Below are 18982 nucleotides of genomic sequence, written 5' to 3'. Positions count from 1 at the left end.
CTACTTAATCGTTTATCTACTCAGTTTTTGCAGCGCGCAGTGTAAAGCACAATGCCTGCGCAGACTACGTCTTTGGGTTAAGTCTGGACGATAAATTTCTGGTCTGCGAAAAAACATTCCCGATGCCCATACCCCCAGCATCGGGAAAGATCCACTTAACTGATATCACCACCGTTAGTGGCAATCACTTTCTGATACCAATGGAACGATTTCTTCTTATAGCGGTTGCCGCTGCCGGAAATCGTGTCATCCAGCTCAACGTAGATAAAGCCGTAGCGTTTGCTCATCTCACCGGTAGACATGCTGACCAGATCGATGCAGCCCCACGGGGTATATCCCATCAGCTCAACGCCGTCGGCAATCGCGTCGGCCATTGCTTCGATGTGCTGACGCAGATAGTTGATGCGATAGTCATCGGCGATGTAGCGATCTTCATCCGGCTTATCCACCGCACCCAAACCGTTTTCGACGATAAACAGCGGTTTTTCGTAGCGGTCATACAGTTGGTTGAGCGCAATGCGCAGCCCCACCGGATCAATTTCCCAGCCCCACTCACTGGCTTCCAGGAACGGATTACGCGCCCCGCCCAGCAGGTTGCCGTGGGCCGCCGCCGCATCTGGATCAGTTTTGTAGGTGGTGGAAGACATGTAATAACTGAAGCCGATATAGTCGACGGTGTGCTGTTTAATCAGCGCCAGATCTCCCGGCTGAATATCCAGCGTGACGCCCAGCGACTGCCACAGGCTTTTCGCGTAGTAGGGATATTTCCCGCCCGCCTGCACGTCCGCACAATAGAAGTTAAATGACTGAGTCTCTTTCAGCGCCGCCAACTGATTGATAGGGTTACAGTCATAGGCGTAATTCGTGGCAAACAAGATCATGCAACCGATCTGGATCTGCGGATTGGTCTCATGCGCAATTTTCACTGCCAGACTGCTGGCAACAAACTGGTTATGCCACGCCTGAAATTTCGCCTGTGGCTCCAGCGCGCCAGTTTGCACCGTCAGCCCCTGACTCATGATCGGGAAGTGGGCAGCGCCGTTGATCTCGTTAAAGGTCATCCAGTACTTCACTTTATGACCGAAGCGCTCCAGCACCGTACGAGAAAAACGTTCGAAGTGGCCGATTAACTCACGGTTTTTCCAGCCGCCAAAAACAGTGGCAAGATGCAGCGGCATCTCATAGTGAGAGATCGTAATCACGGGCTCAATGCCGTGGGCGATACAGGTATCAATCACCTGTTCGTAATGACTCAGCCCCGCTTCGTTGGGCTCCAGCTCAATGCCATTCGGGTAGATGCGCGTCCAGGCAATGGAGAAGCGATAGCATTTGAAGCCCATCTCAGCAAACAGCGCAATATCCTCACGGAAGCGATGATAGTGATCGATGCCTTTATGGTTAGGATAGGTGTAGCGCTGCTCATCCAGCGTGAAGTCAAACGCGTCGGAAGCCACGATGTTTAAACGCGCTTTGCCGCCGGGAATGGCGTCAACAATCGACAGCCCTTTACCGTCGATATTGTAGGCCCCTTCGACCTGATTCGCGGCGGTAGCCCCACCCCACATAAAGCCGTGCGGAAATCTTTCGCTCATGGCACTTATCCTTTATCAATGCTGATTATTTATCGATGATGATTATTTAATGTCGAGGGTCTGCCTGACGTTGACTTGATTCAGCGCGGCCCGAATGGCAGAAATTCTAGAGGAAAAACGAGGGCATGAACAGAAATAAGAAACCGGTTGCATATCCGGTGCGCGCGGGTCTGTTCGCATAAGAAAATCCGCCACGGCCAGCGGATTACACGTTATTTTTTCGTCTTCTGGGGAGCCTTTCGAATGGCTGGCTTGCTCGTTTTATCCCGTCTTCGGTGCGTGATCTCAACGAGCTTCCTGAACGTCGGACACTCCATATGCGATGGCGCAGAACAGTCGGCAACGTGCCGCAGCGTGTCGCGCAATATCTTCAACTCATGGATTTGCCGATCGATTTCGTCGGCCTTCTGATGCAACGCGGTGCGGGGCAAGTCCGGCATCCCATCCTTGTTAAACATGCCGGCGATTTCCTGCAGTGAGAACCCCGCCGACTTCCCCATCGTAATCAACCTAAGTTGCAGCAGCACATCGGCAGGAAACTGCCGCCGAAGCCCATGTCGGGACACCGAAGCAATCAGCCCAATTTCCTCGTAATAACGCAGCGCCGAAGGCTTGATTCCACTCTTCTCCGCGATTTCGCCTATATCCAGAAATTTCATGCTTGACCTCAAGTCGACTTTAATTTGTAGCATGCTCTGGAACCCACATTCTGACAAGGATAAAAAATGACAATTAACCAACCGGGCGAACCAGAGCAGGTTAAATCGGGGGGCACCATCACACTGGCACTCGCAATACTGTCGGCCTCGCTGGGAACAAGTATTGCCAATATTGCCCTTCCGACGCTGACAGCGGTATTTTCAGCGCCCTTCGCGCAGGTGCAGGCCGTTGTGATCGCCTATCTTGCGGCCATGGCGCTTTCGGTCGTGATTGCGGGTCGCCTTGGCGATCGCTATGGGCTGAAGCCCGTTTTCATTGCAGGTCTTGTGCTTTTCGCCCTCGCTTCGCTGCTGTGCGCCATTGCTCCCCAGCAGTGGCAACTTATCGCGGCAAGAGCACTTCAGGGGATCGGTGCGGCCTTCCTGATGACACTCGGTATGGCACTGCTGAGGCAGACGGCTGGAGAGAAGCATGTCGGACGAGCGATGGGGATACTGGGAACGGTGTCCGCACTGGGTACCGCGCTTGGCCCTTCTGTCGGCGGCTTCCTGCTTGCGATCGCAGGATGGCGTAGCCTGTTCTGGATACAGATCCCGCTGGTCACGATCGTTCTGTTCATGGCTTTTACTCTACTGCCAGCCACGCCGGTGAAGGAAAAGGCTGCGCTATCAGGAGGATCGCCGTTGCGGAACACCACACTGTGGCCGAATCTCACGATTAATGCAGCCGTCACCGCCATTATTATGACGACGCTAATCGTCGGCCCCTACTACCTTGGTCTGGGTCTTGGATTGAAGGAAACGCTGGTGGGACTGGTGATGGCCATTGGCCCTGCCGTTGCGACCTTTAGCGGGATTCCATCAGGACGACTGGTCGATAGCTGGGGATTTAAACGGGCTCTCACCGCTGGGCTCTCTCTCGTGGTAACGGGCACCTTCATGCTGGCGATCTTGCCCAATCTGCTCGGCGTCACGGGTTATATCCTTGCCATTGTTGTCCTGACGCCCGGCTATCAGCTCTTTCAGGCGGCCAACAACACCGCTACCCTCGCTGAGGTTCCAAGCCACCAGCGCGGTACCGTCTCAGGCCTGCTTAATCTGTCGCGCAATATTGGGTTAATTGCTGGTGCTTCAATCATGGGACAGGTCTTCGCTCTGGGAGTCGGCACGGAAGATTTTACCCATGCCGTCCCCGCTTCCCTCGCGAATGGCATGCAGCTCACCTTCTTTCTGGCTGGCGGTATGGCGCTTGTTGCCATCGCATTCGCTTACCTGCCACGTTGGAAGCGTGCCGTACAGTAATGATCTAAACCTACGCCTTTTAAATTCACGGGGCTTACGCCCCCTTCCTCACTTAAATCAGCACTGATTCATGAGCGCCACTCATAACGCCTATCCTGCCGAGCCCGATTATCACCAGACACAATCCCGATAAGATAGTCCGAAGAATATAAGACCCAATGGATAGATATGACTCAAGTTCAAACCCGCCCGGAAAAAGCATCAGGACTATTTTTTATTGCCATTCTCAGTGCACTGATGGCATTCACCTCGTTATCAACAGACATTTATTTGCCCGCCATGCCCATCATGGCGAAAGATTTACAGGGCGATGCCGAGCTGACTATCACCGGCTTTCTAATCGGCTTTTGCATCGCGCAGCTGATTTGGGGGCCGTTAAGCGATCATCTGGGGCGTCGGGTGCCGCTGTTTATTGGTATGGTCCTATTTATCATCGGTTCTGTCGGCTGCGCCTTGTCTACGGATATGTCGCAAATCGTTTTTTGGCGAGTCTTTCAGGCACTGGGCGCGTGTACCGGCCCTATGCTGGCCCGAGCGATGATCCGCGACCTCTTTAGCCGCACCCGCGCTGCGCAAATGCTCTCGACGCTCATTATCGTGATGGCCATTGCACCGATTGCCGGGCCACTTCTCGGCGGACAGCTGATCAAAGTAACATCATGGCATGCCATTTTTTGGCTGCTGGCGGTGGTTGGTATCGCCATGCTGATTTCATTACGCTGGTTGCCTGAAACGTTACCCGAAGATCGGCGGGTGAAAGCGTCATTGCCCAGCGCCTTTCGCAACTATTATGCCCTGCTGACGAACGCTAACTTCATGCGTTTCACCTTATGCCTAACCTTCTATTATGTCGCCGCCTACGCCTTTATTACCGGTTCGGCCTTTGTCTACATCACCTACTTCGGGGTTGATCCACAGCACTACGGCTGGCTATTTGCGCTGAATATCGTCGGCGTGATGGGAATGAGCGTGGTAAACCGTCGTCTGGTTCAGCACTACTCGCTAGAGAAACTGCTTAAATTTGCTGTGCTGATCGCCACCGCTGCCTCGTTCGTTCTGGCTATCGGCACGAAACTGCATATCGGCGGAATGGCCCTGATTGTGGTTTCGGTGTTTGTCTTCTTTTCGATGAACGGCATCATCGCTGCCACTTCCACCGCCGCCGCGCTTGATGCGGTACCGAACATTGCCGGTTCAGCGTCCGCCCTCATCGGATCGCTACAATACGGTAGTGGGATTATCTCCTCGTTATTGCTTGCGCTGCTAAGTGATGGAACACCGTGGACGATGGCGTGGATCATCGCCTTATTTACCTTCGCCAGTGCGCTCATCGCGCTGACCGCACGAGGAGAAAAAATAACCAGCTAGATATTGCTACCGAAGCGCATATCAAACGTGCCCATCATAGGATTAATAAGGAACCTGACCATGACTGACGAACATGATTCCACCCGAAGGATGCTGATTAGCGCACTGGCAGGATTAACGCTGACGCATGTCGCTCTGCCCTCTGCTGCTGATGTCAGAAATAATCCCAAGATACGCCCCAAACCGGATAGAGGGTTTAGTCCAGAGGATAATCGTGCCAAATCGGCATGAGTTTATGAGCAGTGATCATGAATCAAGGCCTCGATTTATGATCACACGCGCACACTACTCTAGACGCATTTCATTTCGTGCTAATTCCCGGAGCCCTGTTTATGAATTGATCATCCAGTAATTGATCGAACATAAACGTGGCTAATGCCTCACGGGATAACGTCATGGTGTGCTTGGTCTTGCCATAAAGCCCCACATTAAGGGGGCCCGAGGCGGGATGGTTATTAAGAAAGGCGACGCGAACCAACGTCCACTCTACTTCCGAGGCGCGGATTGTTTTTGCGAGAGCAATAATGTCCTGATAAGCGCTCGCCATCATTATTTTGATCAACCATGCAGGAAACCGAATTCTCCAGTCCGAACCGTCGTCCGGGTCAGCCGCCGTTCCAGTCGAAATCGCAATCAGGCGGGTGACATTTTCCTGTTTCATCACCGCAATAATGGATTGCATCGCTCGGGTAATCGGTAACGCGTTGGGGTGCTTCAACGCGGTTGGGCCAAGCGCAGACAACACAGCATCTGCGCCCTGAATCGCATTTTTCAGCGCTTCTTTGTCGGTCAATTCACCGCGAATAACACGGACGTTTGGATCGTCAAATAAAGAACCCGTGCGCGCAAACACCGTCAGTTCTATTCCGCGCTTAAGGCCCTCGGAAATCAAATAACGCCCTGTTTTCCCCGTCGCACCAAACAGTGTCACTTTCATGTTGCTCCCTTATATCTTGATAAAATGTGAAAGGCCAAAAAGAACGACGCTTCAGGTCAGTACGCACTCCCCTTCCCGCTACTTGTCAGATGGTGTTCTGTGACGATATCGCCATAAGGCGAAGGGGTCTCACGCGCGGCATTTTGGGTAGCAAAGGACGCTATCAACAATACGAGCCCTAGCCCTGCCGGTAAGGCACCACCAGGCTTACGTACGCCAATGTGCGCAATAGCCGAAAGAAGCAGATGAAAGAGCATGCCCGCATAGGCCAGATCGCTGAGCGGCACGCTATTGCGGGAAAGGATGGTAGCGACAGCGAGGATCTTCACTGCGGTGAGGATCGGCACAAGATAGCCGGGGTAACCAAAGTCAATTATCGTCTGGCGGACCCACTCCCTTTTGGTGAGGTATATCGTCGCTGAGGCGATATACAGCAGTGATAACAGTGCGGTACTGATCCAGTAAATGTAGTGTGCTTGCATGACATTTCCTCACGGGTGTTTTCCAATGTTGGTGCAGAATGTCTGCTAACATGAATTACCGCAAGTAGGATGAAATAGTGATGGTTAGTATGGAAAATAAGACTAATGGCAATCCTGAAATCAACATGCACGAGGAAATGCGCCGGGCATTTAGGCTGCTGGCAGGCAAGTGGAAGCTAGAAATTATGTGGCTGCTCAATCAACGGATTTATCGCTTCGGAGAGCTCCGAAAAGCGATACCCGGCATTACGCAACACATGCTGACAGCTCAACTGCGTGAGCTGGAAACGGACGGTCTGGTATCTCGCACCGTTTTCGCGGAAGTCCCTCCACGCGTCGAGTATGAAATTACGGATAAGGCTCGCGGACTTGGGCCGACGATGCAGGCGTTAACTGCCTGGTGGATGGAATACGGCCAAACGGTACCCGTCAAACCTGCTGCGCGGGGACGCACAGCCAGGCCAAAATCGCAGGGAAAGTAATACCTTGAGCGCCCTTTACTGCTGACGAGAGGCAGTCTTGGCCAGTTCAGATAATACGGCGGTCGCCTCATCTAAACGCTCAGGGACGAGCTTGTAGAACACCCAATTTTTGATGCGTTTCGATGTGACAATCCCGGCTTTTGAAAGATATTGAAGATGGCCGGTGACGGTTGGCTGGCTCAAGCCAATTTTCTCAGTGATAAAACCGACACAAACCCCATCGTTAACCAGATCCCCGTCCTGCTGTTCCGGGAAGTGCGCACGGGGATCGGCCAGCCATTCCAGAATAATGAGCCGTTGCTCATTGCCGAGCGCTCGCAGCAAATCGGCCGTTGTCGTCACATGCTTGTTCATATAGCCAAATACCTATATAGTTATTTACATATACAGCTGAGTGGAGAATACTATGACAAGCAAACACCAAAGGGCAACCGACTCTGTAACGTTGAAGGATATTTACGCCGCCTCTCAGCAGATCAAGGGGACAATAAGCAGGACTCCGCTGGATCATTCGCCACCGCTATCCGCCCTTGTTGGTGCGGAAATCCGACTCAAAATGGAAAATCTCCAGCAGACCGGTAGCTTTAAGCTGCGTGGTGCGGCAAACGTGCTTGCCAATCTGGATACAGAACAGCGCCGCGCTGGCGTCATTGCCCCCACGGCAGGAAATCATGGATTAGGGCTCGCCTATGCCGGGCAGGTTGCGGGCATCCCCGTAACCATCTTTTTGCCACGCGCGGCAGATCCCATGAAGGTCGCAGCCATGAAAAGCTGTGGCGCACATATTACGTTCTTTGATGACATCGAAGAAGCGAGGCTGGCGGCTATCGCAGCGGCGCAGCAGTCAGGTGCCGCCTTCGTTTCTGCCTACGACAACCCGCATATGATTGCTGGCGGTGGCACCGTCGGTCTTGAAATCATGGAAGACTGGCTGGATGCAGAGATTATTCTGGTGAACATCGGCGGCGGCGGGCTCATCTCCGGGATTGCGACAGCGGCCAAAGCAATCAACCCCGCTATCGAAGTGTGGGGCATACAAAGTGAAGCGAGCCCGACGTTCGCCCGCTGGAAAGAAGCGGGTGAAGCGATTCCCGTCGATCTGGCCCCCTCCATCGCCGAGGGCGTAAGTGGCTATATAGAGCCCAGCGCGATGACCTGGCCGTTGGTTCGCGATCGCGTCGATCGCGTGCTCACCGTCTCAGAAGACGAAATCAAAGCAGCGATGCTATCAATGCTCGATCTGCATCGCCATGTTGTCGAGCCTTCAGGGGTGCCCGCTGTCGCGGGAGCCATTCGCTACGCGAAGGAGATTGGCGGACGCAAAACCGTCTGCGTCATCACCGGCAGGAATATTTCGAGTTCACGCTATCTCACGCTGCTTAATGAGGCGACAGCAGTGTAAACCAGTAGAACAAGCGCCTCTTTGCTGGGTAACCTACGGGAGGTGTTACAGCGTGAAACCGTAGTGAGAGCCGTCCGGCAGTTCAACATCAAGGCGTAGTTTACTGCCGGTCGCCTCGACATAGCGTTTAAGCGTGGAAAGTTTCAAATCGCGACCGGGTTTTTCCATTCCCGCCACCGTCGGCTGTTTTAAGCCAAGCACCTGCGCCATTTCCACTTGCGTTTTTTGCACCCTCTCACGCAGTTCGGCGAGATGAATATTGAGTAACATGTCTGCCGCTATAGCGTGAGCATCGGCGGCGACATCTGGTTTTTCATCCGCAAGAAGCTGTTCCAGCGTTCTGCCCATAGCATTACCCCTTCTTCTCTGATTTTTTCAGATACTTTGTGAATTCCCGATCGGCAAGCGGGATCATCTCATTGTAAAAGCGCTGAACCAGTTATCAAACACGTCCGTCGTTTCAATTTTCCACACTGGGCCACCTCTAATATAGCTCAAATGCTATATAGGTTAAAAGCTATAATGTGAATAATGACGTGATAACAAACGACATGCACCGACACAACTAAAGAAGCCGAAGCGGCATTCCAGATTTAAGATGCAAGTGAAATGACATGCTGGCCTCGTGCGAGCAAGGTCGCACAATGCCGTGATATGTAGATTGGATAGAGCAATTGATTAAGCGTCAAATGGCGATTCAGACATCGCGCAGTCTGGCCTGACGGCGAGAGCGGCAAATTTCGGCATGGTTCTTATCGGCCCACTGAATCAACAACTGCATGGGTTGCAAAAAGGAGTGTCCTAATGGCGTCAGCGTGTACTCCACGCGCGGGGGAACTTCCGCATAGATCGTCCGATGTATGAATCCATCAGCTTCGAGTCGTTTTAGCGTGCGTGACAGCATCTGACGCGAAATATCGTCGATATGGCGGTGTAATTCATTAAAGCGCAGCGTCTGTTGCGCCAGCGCTTCCAGTATTAACAGACTCCACCGATCACCGATGCGATCCAACACATCACGGATCGGACAAGGATGATCAAACGCGGAATCGTCGGCGTTTTCCGCTGGCGATGTTTTTTGGCTAACCGCGTCATGATTGAGGGTGTCATTAGTCATTGTTGTGTGACCTGGTTGCATACTGGTGACTTCTTGTAGGGAGAAAGCCGGGAATGTACCATCCAGATTCTCTATAGTCTATTTTTGTTACTTAGTCCCAAAACAAGATAATAAGGAGTCTACATGTCACATATCGCTCTCATTGGCGCCTCAGGCGATGCCGGTTCACGCATTCTTAAAGAATTATCAGACCGTGGGCATACGGTCACCGCCATCGCACGCTCGCCAGAAAAAATTGCTTCACTGCCGAACGTTACCGCTAAGCAGGGTGACGCGCTGGACAAAGATGCGCTGGTCGCATTATTCAAAGGACATGACGTCGTGGTCAGCGCCGTTAAATTTGGTTCGTCCGATCCGGCTACCCTGATTGCAGCCGTTAAAGCCGCAGGCGTGAAACGCTATCTGGTCGTCGGCGGCGCGGGGAGCCTTGAAATTGCACCCGGCCAACGCCTGATCGATCAGCCAAACTTCCCTGATGCTTATCGTCCTGAGGCCTCTCGAGGCGCAGCCTTCCTTGACTTGTTAAAACAGGAAAAAGATCTTGATTGGTCGTTCCTCTCACCGTCCGCCGAATTTGTTCCAGGCCAACGCACAGGCACCTTCCGCCTCGGCAAAGACACGCTGCTAAGTAACGATAAAGGCAGCAGCATTTCCTTCGAAGACTATGCCGTTGCGCTGGTTGATGAAATTGAAAATCCGGCACACTCTCGTCAGCGCTTTACCGTCGGCTATTAAGCCTTGATGGCGATCCGTACATTGATTTCTTCCCTCAGCAATGTGCGGATCTCACGTTATATCAATATGCAGTAGAGATAGAACAGAACGGTATCAGCGAGCCGCGTGAGTTTGTTATGGTATTGACTTAACTCGCTCTCTTTTCATGCATAAGGAGTTTTTGAATGGCTACCTCCCCAACGTATGTGCCGCCAAAAGTGTGGCAGCCCGCTTCTTCCGGCGGTGCTTTTGCCAATATTAACCGCCCGATAGCTGGCCCAACGCACGAAAAAGCGCTGCCCGTTGGCAAACATCCGCTTCAGCTTTATTCGCTGGCGACACCAAACGGTGTGAAAGTGACGATCATGCTGGAAGAGTTGCTGGCGCTGGGCCATTCAGGTGCAGAGTACGATGCCTGGCTGATTAAGATAGGCGATGGAGATCAGTTCTCCAGCGGGTTTGTCGACGTCAATCCGAACTCCAAGATCCCCGCCTTGCTTGACCAAAGCGGCGAAAAACCGGTTCGCGTGTTTGAGTCCGGTTCCATTCTGGTGTATCTGGCCGAGAAATTTGGTGCGCTGCTGCCGAGCGACCTCGCCACACGTACGGAAACCCTTAACTGGCTCTTCTGGCAGATGGGTTCCGCCCCTTACGTTGGCGGCGGATTCGGCCATTTCTACGCCTACGCGCCGGAAAAATTTGAATACCCGATCAACCGTTTCACGATGGAAACCAAGCGTCAGTTGGATGTGCTCAACCGCCAACTGGCAGAGAACCGCTATCTGGCCGGCGACAGCTATACGATTGCCGATATTGCGGTTTGGCCGTGGTACGGTGGACTGGTACAAAACGCGCTTTACTCCGCCGGAGAGTTCCTGTCCGTACACGAATATGAACATGTGATTCGTTGGGCTGACGAGATTGCCGCCCGTCCAGCAGTGATCCGTGGCCGCAAGGTCAATCGCACCTGGGGTGAAGAGTCTGAGCAGGTCGCCGAGCGCCATCAGGCATCCGATTTGGATTAATCTTCTGCCGCAGATCAATACTGGCCGTATTCAACGACTAAAAAAATCGGCCTCTGCCCTCTCCCGTCAAGGAGGAGGCAAAGGCCGAGTAGGGTAATACGCGCGATTGACTAATTAGCGGCGTTTCACTTTATTCAGTACCGTCTGAATCGCCGTCGACAGTTCATTGATCTCGAATTTCGCGACGTAGGCATCTGCGCCAACATTGCGTACGTGATCTTCGTTAGCGCTACCAGACAGTGAAGAGTGAATCACCACCGGGATATTCTTCAGGTATTCTTCACGCTTGATATTTCTTGTCAGCGTAAAGCCGTCCATTTCCGGCATTTCCAAATCGGTCAGGACCATTGAGATCTTATCCGAGATAGGTCGGCCTTCCGACTGTGCTTCTAGCGCAATTTGTCGAATCTTGTTCCAGGCATCCTGCCCGGTGATGTGCATACTAAACGGAATGCCCATCTGGGTTAGCCCCTGCTCAAGCAGCGAACGAGCGACTTTGGAATCTTCCGCGACAATCGCAATCGCACCTGGCGTATAAGGGTAAATTTTCTCTTCTGCGTTCTTGAGCTTGGTTTCGCGATCGCCAGGAATGATATCAAACAGAATCTGTTCAACATCCAGCACCAGCGCCAGACGGTTGCTGTCTTTGTCGTTATCAAGACGCGCAATACTTGTGATATAGGAGCTGCTCACGCCCGCTTCAGCGGCCAGAACCTGACTCCATTCCAGACGCACGATATCGTCGACTGACTCCACGGCGAATGCCTGCGTACTACGCGCATACTCCGTGATAAGGAGGATGTTCAGGCCAGTTTCCGATGAACTGCCGACTACAGCAGGAAGATCGATAACGGGAATGATTTGTCCACGAATGTTGACCATACCCAGCATCGGCGATTTCATGCCAGCCGCTTTGGTCAGCGTAGGCATCGGCACGATTTCACGCAGTTTAAACACGTTGATGCCAAACAGCTCAGATTTGCCACCTTCGGGTGATTTGCCCAGCTGGAATAATAAGAGTTCAAATTTATTAGCAGAGGTGAGGTTTGTTCTCTCATCAATTTCTTTTTGAAAATTATCCATGCTTTCCTCAGTGCGAGTCATTGTCATTATAGGTATACCGTAACCAGGCAACATTCGAGATGTGAGCAAACAGGAACCAACATCCGACCGCTCCACTGTACGTGATAGTCGTGTTCTTTAATCTTATCCAGCGTCAAACGTAAATATTTGTTAAGTGTGTCAACCTTATCATCCAACGATGCTAATCATCGGACCAGTAGACGGATATCAGCCCTCTTCAGTATAACAGTCGGCTAGCATCCTTAAGGTGCAGATAACATTCCCTGAATCATTAATATCGGCAGAATTTGCCAACACCTTATCCCAAATCGTGACAGAAATGTTGCCTGAGAAGAAAACCTCACACCTCTCTTGACACAGCAGTCAGAAAAAACTAAAAACATACCGTACAGTTCAGTTTTATAAAAAGTACGCATGCCGACATTTACGCATAGCAACTGTGACGGTGCTCTGGCACCTAAGCGGCTGGCGTGGCTGGACGTCGTGTGGCTAAGGCTGCGTGTTATCACGCTATTTCGCGGTTCTCTTTACAGGATTCTCATATGTTCACATTATCCCGGGTTGCACGTCCTACCGTATTGGCTCTGGCTGTCGTACTCGCGGGCTGCGCGAGTAATCCCCCCGTGCGCTACAGCGGCATCGCATCGTCTTCGCAATTGGCGCAAAACACCGGTGAGCACGCAGATCGCATTCCTTACCGCTACACCACGCCCGTCGACTGGACGCAATACACTCACATCATCATCGACCCGGTCAGCATTTATCAGGGCAGCGATAACCAGTTCAAGGACATGTCACAGCAGGACAAGCAGTCGCTGGCCGCCTATATGCAGGATACGTTCAGTAAAACCTTGCGCTCCCGTTTCAACGAAGTGACCTTACCTGCCCCCGGTACACTGCGGCTGAAACTGACCCTGACGGGGGCCGATACCACGACGCCGGTTGCCGGCACGTTTACCAAATTCGACCTGGCTGGCGGGCCATACAACATCGTGCAGTCCATCCGTGGCAAAGAAGGTCTGCTCAACGGATCTGTGAACTATGCCGTTGAAATTTATGATGCGACGACCAACAAACTGCTCAATGCCTATGTCGCGAAGCAGTACCCGAACGCCATGAACGTCAGCGCCAGCGTGGGCGCACTAAGCGCCGCGGAGGTCGGTATCGATAAAGCGGCTGAAGAACTGGCTGACATGCTGAAGTAAGCGGAAAACGACTATCACGGTGCGGAACAGCATGATGACAATCTATCCCCACTTAATTATCTGTCCGCACTGTGACAGCGTGCATCATTACCGGGTGTTAAATCCCGGTGAAGCAGCACGCTGCACGCGCTGTCAGGCCACACTGTATCGTTCAGGCTGGATGAATATCGGGCATCGGCTGGCACTGATACAAACGGCGGCCATCCTGTTTTTTATCGCCAATATCTATCCAGTACTGAGCGTCAGTTTCCATGCGCTACAGAATACGGCAACGCTCTGGCAAGCAGCGCTCGCATTGGCTAACGGGGCGACCTTGCCGCTGGCAGTAGGCTGTTTTTTTCTCCTGATTATTGCCCCATTTCTACAAATCATGCTGACAGGCTGGATACTGATGTTCGCCAACCAAGGCCGCTGCGCCCCCGGATTTATTCCCGTCATGAAGATACTGCTGTGGCTTCGTCCCTGGAGCATGTTGGAGATTGCGACGCTCGGCTTTCTGATCGCCGCCATCAAGCTCTCCGGCTTTATGCAGGTCATGCCGGGAGCGGGCTGCTGGGCGATAGCCGCGCTGATGCTGCTGCTCGTTGTCGTCAACAGTCTGGATCTGCGCCCACTGTGGTCGCTGGTGCCCACGGACAGCAACCGCAGCGTGGTCAGCCATGAAAAGTAATCCGTCCGCCCAACCGTTGCCGTTGGTCGCCTGTCCGGTATGCGGGCTCGTCTGCCAGCATGATGCCGACACGCACGACGCGGCGCGTTGCCCACGCTGTCGGTCGCGACTGACGTCTTCCCACAAGGACAGCACCACGTTCTCTTCCGCATTACTGATCGCCGCCCTGATTTTCTACATTCCCGCGAACGTGTTACCCGTGATGTACACCCGTTTTTTCGGGTTGGGGAGCGAAAGCACCATCCTAAGCGGCGTGATGGATTTCTGGCACAGCGGCGATTACGGCATCGCCCTGCTGATCTTTACCGCCAGCATTGTCATCCCCTGTATGAAATTTCTGATTCTCGGCCTGCTGCTCGTCATGTCTCGCCAAAAAAGCCGTAAGGCGATGGCCGAGCGCGCGGCACTGTATCGGCTAACGGAATGGGTGGGTTACTGGTCCATGCTGGATGTCGTCGTCATTGCCGCCGTCTCAGCGCTCGTCAGATTTCCACCGCTGAGTGAAGCGGAACCTCGCAGCGGCATTTCTTTTTTTTGGGCTGGTGGTGGTACTGACCATGTTATCTGCCATGAGCTATGACCCGCGTCTTATCTGGAAAGGTGACAAGAAATGATCGACGAACAACCCGGCGAGCCGGTGATTATCCGCCAACGCTGGCGAATCTCATTAATCTGGCTGGTACCGGCACTCGCCATGCTAACGGGGCTCGCTATGCTGATTCACACCTGGTCGGATACCGGGTCGGAAATCGTGATTTCTTTTCAGAGCGCAAGCGGCCTTGAGGCGGGCCGCACCGTCGTCAAATATAAAGACGTCGTGATAGGCAGTGTAAAAGACATCTCGCTGAGTCAGGACAGCCAGCAGGTTCTCGTCACGGTACAGCTCAATAAAAATGCGGAAAATCTGGCGCATACCGATAGCCGTTTTTGGGTGGTTCGCCCACGCGTCGCCATCAACGGTGTGACAGGCATCGATACCCTGCTTTCCGGCGCTTACATTGGAGCCGATAAAGGCGAATCGACTCAAGGAGAAACTCGCTTTATCGGTTTAGAGTCGCCGCCCACGGTAATTAACGGCATGCCGGGCAGCCGTTTTGTCATTCAGGCGGACGATCTCGGATCGCTGGATAGCGGTTCGCCGGTTTACTACCGCCGCATCCCCGTCGGCCGCGTCGCGTCTTACCAGTTGAATCGCGATGGTCGCAGCGTCCAGCTTCAGGTTTTCATTGATGCGCCCTATGACCGCTTTGTGACGCCCAATACCCGCTTCTGGAATGCCAGCGGGGTGGATCTCTCGGTGGACGCCAACGGTTTTCGCCTCAAAACACAAACCCTCGCTGCCGTCATGACTGGCGGCATCGCGTTTTCCACGCCCGATCTGGACAACACGATTGCCCGACCGGAACCGCTGACCACCTACAAACTGGCGAGCGATCGGGAATCAGCCCTGTCACCGCCGGATGGTCCGCCCATCTCCTTCAAACTCCGCTTTGACCGTTCGCTGCATGGTCTGGAGGTCGGTGCACCCGTTGAATTCTCCAGCGTCAAAATCGGCCATGTCACTGCTATTGAGCTGGATTACAGCAAAACGGGCTATCGCTTTCCAACCGTCGTCAGCATTGACGTGTTTCCTAACCGCCTCGGCAACGTACTGGATAAGTTACCTAAACAGGCGATGTCGCTCGAACAGCAAACGGCTGAGTTTACGCGCGATCTGGTTGAACATGGTCTGCGTGCACAGGTGGCACCGAGCAATTTGCTGACCGGACAGCTTTATATCTCACTTGATTTTGTGCCCGATGCGGCGAAGACACCGTTTGATCTCAACGCCCGCCCGTTAGTGCTGCCCACCGTCGATGGGGGATTCGATCGGTTACAAACGCAGATGGCGAGTATCATCGGCAAGATCGATAACCTGCCGCTGGATGCGATCGGCCGCAACATGAACACCACGCTGATAGAAGCCAATAAAGCGCTACGACAGGTTAACGGACAGACATTGCCAGAGGCTAATCGGTTGATGAAACAAATGCAGCAGGCCACACGCCGCGCACAGGATGTTCTGGAAGAGGATTCGCCGCTGCAACTGGGCATCACGCAGTCACTACAGGAAATTCAGCGCACCTTGCGCGCCCTGCGCAGCCTAGCCGAGCAAATTGACCGTCATCCGGAGTCGCTGCTGCATGGGCGACCAAGCGACTCGTCGGCGGCATTTAACCGCGATCCCCTTTCCCGAGAAGGATCTTCAAAATGAAACGAGCGGCATTGTTCTTATCGCTTACCGTGATGGCGTTGCTGAGCGCCTGCTCGTCGCCTCCGGTGCGTTACCACACGCTGCTGACGCCCGCCTCGCCTGCTGCAACGCTATCCTTTATGACAAACACAACACATGCAGCACCCTTTTTTATCGATGTGCTGCCCGTTGGTGTCCCGGCACAGCTTGATACGTCGCAGCTCGTTATTCGACAGGGTGATAGCGGTGCCGTCGTGCTGGATAACGAGCGTTGGCTCAGCCCGCTGAGTGAGGAAATTCGTACCGCGCTTTCCGCCGATCTGACGCAGCGTCTCAACACGCAGGATGTTTCAGGCTTGGTGCGTTCGGCAGACACGCCGGTGGTCAGAATTCAGCTTCAGGTTCGGCGATTTGATAGCTGGCCGGGCCAATCGGTGACGTTCGACGCCGACTGGAGCCTAAGCGCCGTTGGAAAAGAAGATGAGCGCGCACGGTTGATCTGTCGCAGCCAGTTTACCGAGCAGGCGGCGAACAGTGGTACTGCTATGCTGCACGCTCAGCAGCAGGTCATCACGCGGCTAGCGGAGCAAATCGCCGCAACGGCGACTCGCTGGATGCCGAATCGCCAAGGCACCTGCTCTACGCCGCCGCCCCGGCCATAAACATACTGACCGCATCCCCGACGATCTCGCGGATACGTTCGAGGCTTATTGGCTGTAAATGACGGTGGAATATGCGGTCATCGATTTCTGCCGTCAGCAGCGCCAAAAACTGTAACGCCCGCAAACGTGGGTTTCCCGGCTTGAGTTCCTGCCGTGCTATCGCCGCCGCCATCAGTTCGGACAGCTTATCAACGTTTTCTTTCGGGCCAGAATCATAAAACAGCGAACCAATATCGGAATGCCCGGCCTCTGCCACCACCATCCGATAAATCGCCATCGCGCTGCTATCGTTGGTCAACACGTACAGAATGCGTTCGCCGAAGCGCGACAGCTGTACGTCCAGCGTTTCGGCTGCCAGCGTGTCCGTCATCAGCTCCGCCGTTGCCTCGGACAGATGCATGGTCGCATGTTCACGAACGACAGCCGTAAACAGTTCTTCTTTGGTTGAAAAATAGCCATACAGCGTCGCCTTGGAACCGCCGACCCGCTTCGCCAGCTCATTCATGGTGGCGCGTTCATAGCCCATTTCCTGAAAAAGCAGCGCCGCTGTTTTCACGATAGCCTCACGGCGAGCCTTAGTGCGGACTTTCATCACCACTCCTGCCAGCCGATGCTGACGAGCAAAATAGAATTCGATATAGCAATATTATCAAAACATTAGCCTCGCCGCCGCCTCTTTACACAAAGCCGCATTGCAGCCTGTAACAACGAGAGAAGAACGAGAAAGGCATGACGATGAACAGCAAAGTACAACGGGGGTTGATAAGCGAAAACGGATTATTTACTATCCAGCTCCGAATGACGGCATACCCCTAAATAATTCGAATTGCAGGAAGGCGGCAACTCAGTGAATCCTCAGGGGCTTACTTCAGTAAGTGACTGGGGTGAGCGAGGACAAATCAGCTTAGCTGATTTGAACGCCGCTTGCGGCGGCCCATCAGGGCGAGGTTCAGAGATGAACCGAGTATTACCAACGCATATGCAATTTGAAGTATGACGGGAGAACTGTTTTTAGGGTGCGTGGTTTGACACCACACACCCTAAATTCAGTAGACAGAACAGGAACAAAATTATGGGTAATTCCCTGGGTTGGCAAATCAATTTGTAACAATTTTTTAAAATTTACTTTCTTGAATTTTTTTATAAATTGTCCTGTTCATGAAAAAATTATAAGTGATATCATGGGGTAACAGTAGTTAGACTTAGGTATAGGTCAGCACTATACTTTTAGGATGCCATCTATATCATGGGTACTTTCTTGCTTTTATTGAGGCCGTTACATGTCTGTATTTTGCTCTGACAATGAAATTATCAATAACACGATAAAAAGCTATCTCGGCCGAAAATTAAAGCAGTATGGCGACCTGAAATACGCCTACATGATCATGAATAAGAAGAACCCCTCTCAGGTTGTGATCATCTCAAATTACCCGCAGGAATGGGTTAATACCTATAAAGAAAATAACTATCAGCATATTGATCCGGTTATTTTGACGGCGATAAATAAAGTCTCGCCGTTCTCCTGGGAAGACAACATCGTTATTAACTCTAAGCTGAAGTTCTCCAAGATTTTTAATCTGTCAAAAGAGTACGATATTGTTAATGGCTACACCTTTGTCTTGCATGACAACAATAATAATCTGGCGGCGTTATCGATTATGTTTGAAGAGCACGCGCCAACGGATATGGAAAATATTGTTGAGGAAAACAAAGACAAACTGCAAATGCTGCTTATTGCTGTTCATGAGAAAATCACCAATCTTTACAAAGAGATGACGCAAAGCCCTCAAAGCAAAAAGCAAGGTGACAAAGAGATTTTCTCCCAGCGCGAAAACGAAATTCTGTACTGGGCCAGCATGGGAAAAACCTACCCGGAAATTGCGCTGATTCTGGATATCAAAATCAGCACCGTGAAATTCCACATTGGTAATGTAGTAAAAAAACTGGGCGTGCTGAATGCCAAACACGCCATCAGGCTGGGCGTAGAATTACAGCTCATCAAGCCCGAACCGTTATAATCCCATCAAATCTATCCCCCCTCGACATGCC

The 18982-nt window shown here is 52.6% G+C and carries 21 protein-coding genes and 1 pseudogene; 13 read left to right on the top strand and 9 right to left on the bottom strand.

Annotated elements, in window-relative coordinates:
* Positions 1–155: 155 nt before the first annotated feature.
* Together HP572_RS05455 and HP572_RS05450 are read right to left on the bottom strand one after the other, a co-directional pair.
* Positions 156–1592 carry a glycoside hydrolase family 1 protein gene (locus tag HP572_RS05455; RefSeq protein WP_240584999.1) on the bottom strand — a complete coding sequence of 479 codons (1437 nt, stop codon included), beginning with the start codon at positions 1590–1592 and terminating at the stop codon, positions 156–158.
* 212 nt (positions 1593–1804) lie between these two features.
* Positions 1805–2251, bottom strand: a complete 447-nt coding sequence (locus HP572_RS05450) for a helix-turn-helix domain-containing protein (RefSeq protein WP_240584998.1) — start codon at positions 2249–2251, stop codon at positions 1805–1807.
* A gap of 66 nt (positions 2252–2317) precedes the next feature.
* Here HP572_RS05450 and HP572_RS05445 point away from each other — a divergent pair, with 66 nt between their 5' ends.
* The 3 genes from HP572_RS05445 (at position 2318) to HP572_RS05435 (ending at position 5152) form a co-directional block, all read left to right on the top strand.
* Positions 2318–3553 carry an MFS transporter gene (locus HP572_RS05445; protein WP_240584997.1) on the top strand — a complete coding sequence of 412 codons (1236 nt, stop codon included), beginning with the start codon at positions 2318–2320 and terminating at the stop codon, positions 3551–3553.
* Positions 3554–3721: 168 nt separating this feature from the next.
* Positions 3722–4921: a multidrug effflux MFS transporter gene (locus tag HP572_RS05440; protein WP_240584996.1), complete on the top strand. Its 1200-nt coding sequence runs from the start codon at positions 3722–3724 to the stop codon at positions 4919–4921.
* 60 nt (positions 4922–4981) lie between these two features.
* Complete coding sequence (locus HP572_RS05435) at positions 4982–5152, top strand: hypothetical protein (protein ID WP_240584995.1); 171 nt, start codon at positions 4982–4984, stop codon at positions 5150–5152.
* 70 nt (positions 5153–5222) lie between these two features.
* On the opposite strand, the gene HP572_RS05430 is transcribed toward HP572_RS05435, so the two are convergent.
* Positions 5223–5858 (bottom strand): NAD(P)-dependent oxidoreductase, encoded by a 636-nt coding sequence (locus tag HP572_RS05430; RefSeq protein ID WP_240584994.1) that lies wholly within the window; start codon positions 5856–5858, stop codon positions 5223–5225.
* A 56-nt stretch (positions 5859–5914) separates the two neighbouring features.
* Positions 5915–6340, bottom strand: a complete 426-nt coding sequence (locus HP572_RS05425) for a DoxX family protein (protein WP_240584993.1) — start codon at positions 6338–6340, stop codon at positions 5915–5917.
* An 89-nt stretch (positions 6341–6429) separates the two neighbouring features.
* On the opposite strand from HP572_RS05425, the gene HP572_RS05420 reads away from it, so the two are divergent.
* Positions 6430–6822, top strand: a complete 393-nt coding sequence (locus HP572_RS05420; protein ID WP_305852619.1) for a helix-turn-helix domain-containing protein — start codon at positions 6430–6432, stop codon at positions 6820–6822.
* 15 nt (positions 6823–6837) lie between these two features.
* On the opposite strand, the gene HP572_RS05415 is transcribed toward HP572_RS05420, so the two are convergent.
* Entirely contained in the window at positions 6838–7176 is a 339-nt protein-coding gene (locus HP572_RS05415) for a helix-turn-helix transcriptional regulator (RefSeq protein WP_095994191.1), read from the bottom strand.
* A gap of 52 nt (positions 7177–7228) precedes the next feature.
* Between HP572_RS05415 and HP572_RS05410 the strand changes: the two genes are divergently transcribed.
* Complete coding sequence (locus tag HP572_RS05410; protein WP_240584991.1) at positions 7229–8224, top strand: threonine/serine dehydratase; 996 nt, start codon at positions 7229–7231, stop codon at positions 8222–8224.
* Positions 8225–8269: 45 nt separating this feature from the next.
* Here the strand turns inward: HP572_RS05410 and HP572_RS05405 are convergent, their stop codons facing one another.
* Together HP572_RS05405 and HP572_RS05400 are read right to left on the bottom strand one after the other, a co-directional pair.
* Complete coding sequence (locus tag HP572_RS05405) at positions 8270–8572, bottom strand: helix-turn-helix domain-containing protein (RefSeq protein ID WP_240584990.1); 303 nt, start codon at positions 8570–8572, stop codon at positions 8270–8272.
* Between the two features lie 349 nt (positions 8573–8921).
* Positions 8922–9362: a helix-turn-helix domain-containing protein gene (locus HP572_RS05400; RefSeq protein ID WP_240584989.1), complete on the bottom strand. Its 441-nt coding sequence runs from the start codon at positions 9360–9362 to the stop codon at positions 8922–8924.
* 102 nt (positions 9363–9464) lie between these two features.
* Between HP572_RS05400 and HP572_RS05395 the strand changes: the two genes are divergently transcribed.
* A complete protein-coding gene (locus HP572_RS05395; protein WP_240584988.1) occupies positions 9465–10076 on the top strand; it encodes an NAD(P)-dependent oxidoreductase in 612 nt (203 codons plus the stop codon).
* A gap of 164 nt (positions 10077–10240) precedes the next feature.
* Entirely contained in the window at positions 10241–11080 is an 840-nt protein-coding gene (gene yghU, locus HP572_RS05390; RefSeq protein ID WP_226301706.1) for a glutathione-dependent disulfide-bond oxidoreductase, read from the top strand.
* Positions 11081–11194: 114 nt separating this feature from the next.
* On the opposite strand, the gene HP572_RS05385 is transcribed toward yghU, so the two are convergent.
* Positions 11195–12163: a chemotaxis protein gene (locus HP572_RS05385; protein ID WP_095699050.1), complete on the bottom strand. Its 969-nt coding sequence runs from the start codon at positions 12161–12163 to the stop codon at positions 11195–11197.
* Positions 12164–12705: 542 nt separating this feature from the next.
* Here HP572_RS05385 and HP572_RS05380 point away from each other — a divergent pair.
* From HP572_RS05380 to HP572_RS05360, 5 genes and pseudogenes are all read left to right on the top strand, one after another.
* Entirely contained in the window at positions 12706–13368 is a 663-nt protein-coding gene (locus HP572_RS05380; RefSeq protein WP_240584987.1) for a DUF3313 domain-containing protein, read from the top strand.
* A 34-nt stretch (positions 13369–13402) separates the two neighbouring features.
* Positions 13403–14038, top strand: a complete 636-nt coding sequence (locus HP572_RS05375; RefSeq protein WP_240585700.1) for a paraquat-inducible protein A — start codon at positions 13403–13405, stop codon at positions 14036–14038.
* Positions 14028–14652, top strand: a pseudogene (locus HP572_RS05370) (paraquat-inducible protein A). Before HP572_RS05375 ends, HP572_RS05370 begins: the two are co-directional and overlap by 11 nt.
* Positions 14649–16292: an intermembrane transport protein PqiB gene (locus tag HP572_RS05365; protein ID WP_240584985.1), complete on the top strand. Its 1644-nt coding sequence runs from the start codon at positions 14649–14651 to the stop codon at positions 16290–16292. Before HP572_RS05370 ends, HP572_RS05365 begins: the two are co-directional and overlap by 4 nt.
* Positions 16289–16933 (top strand): membrane integrity-associated transporter subunit PqiC, encoded by a 645-nt coding sequence (locus HP572_RS05360; protein ID WP_240584984.1) that lies wholly within the window; start codon positions 16289–16291, stop codon positions 16931–16933. Before HP572_RS05365 ends, HP572_RS05360 begins: the two co-directional genes overlap by 4 nt.
* On the opposite strand, the gene HP572_RS05355 is transcribed toward HP572_RS05360, so the two are convergent.
* Positions 16911–17525, bottom strand: coding sequence for a TetR/AcrR family transcriptional regulator (locus tag HP572_RS05355; protein ID WP_205551162.1), 615 nt, complete (start codon positions 17523–17525; stop codon positions 16911–16913). The genes HP572_RS05360 and HP572_RS05355 overlap by 23 nt on opposite strands.
* Before the next feature lie 688 nt (positions 17526–18213).
* Here HP572_RS05355 and HP572_RS05350 point away from each other — a divergent pair.
* On the top strand, positions 18214–18951 hold the full coding sequence (locus tag HP572_RS05350) for a LuxR family transcriptional regulator (protein WP_205551164.1): 738 nt from the start codon (positions 18214–18216) through the stop codon (positions 18949–18951).
* Positions 18952–18982: the final 31 nt, after the last annotated feature.

Origin of the sequence: Pectobacterium sp. PL64, from assembly GCF_022477975.1 — a bacterium.
GTDB classification, from domain to species: domain Bacteria; phylum Pseudomonadota; class Gammaproteobacteria; order Enterobacterales; family Enterobacteriaceae; genus Pectobacterium; species Pectobacterium jejuense.
The sequence above is the reverse complement of the archived record's forward strand: the minus strand, read 5'-3'. Positions and strand labels throughout refer to the sequence as shown.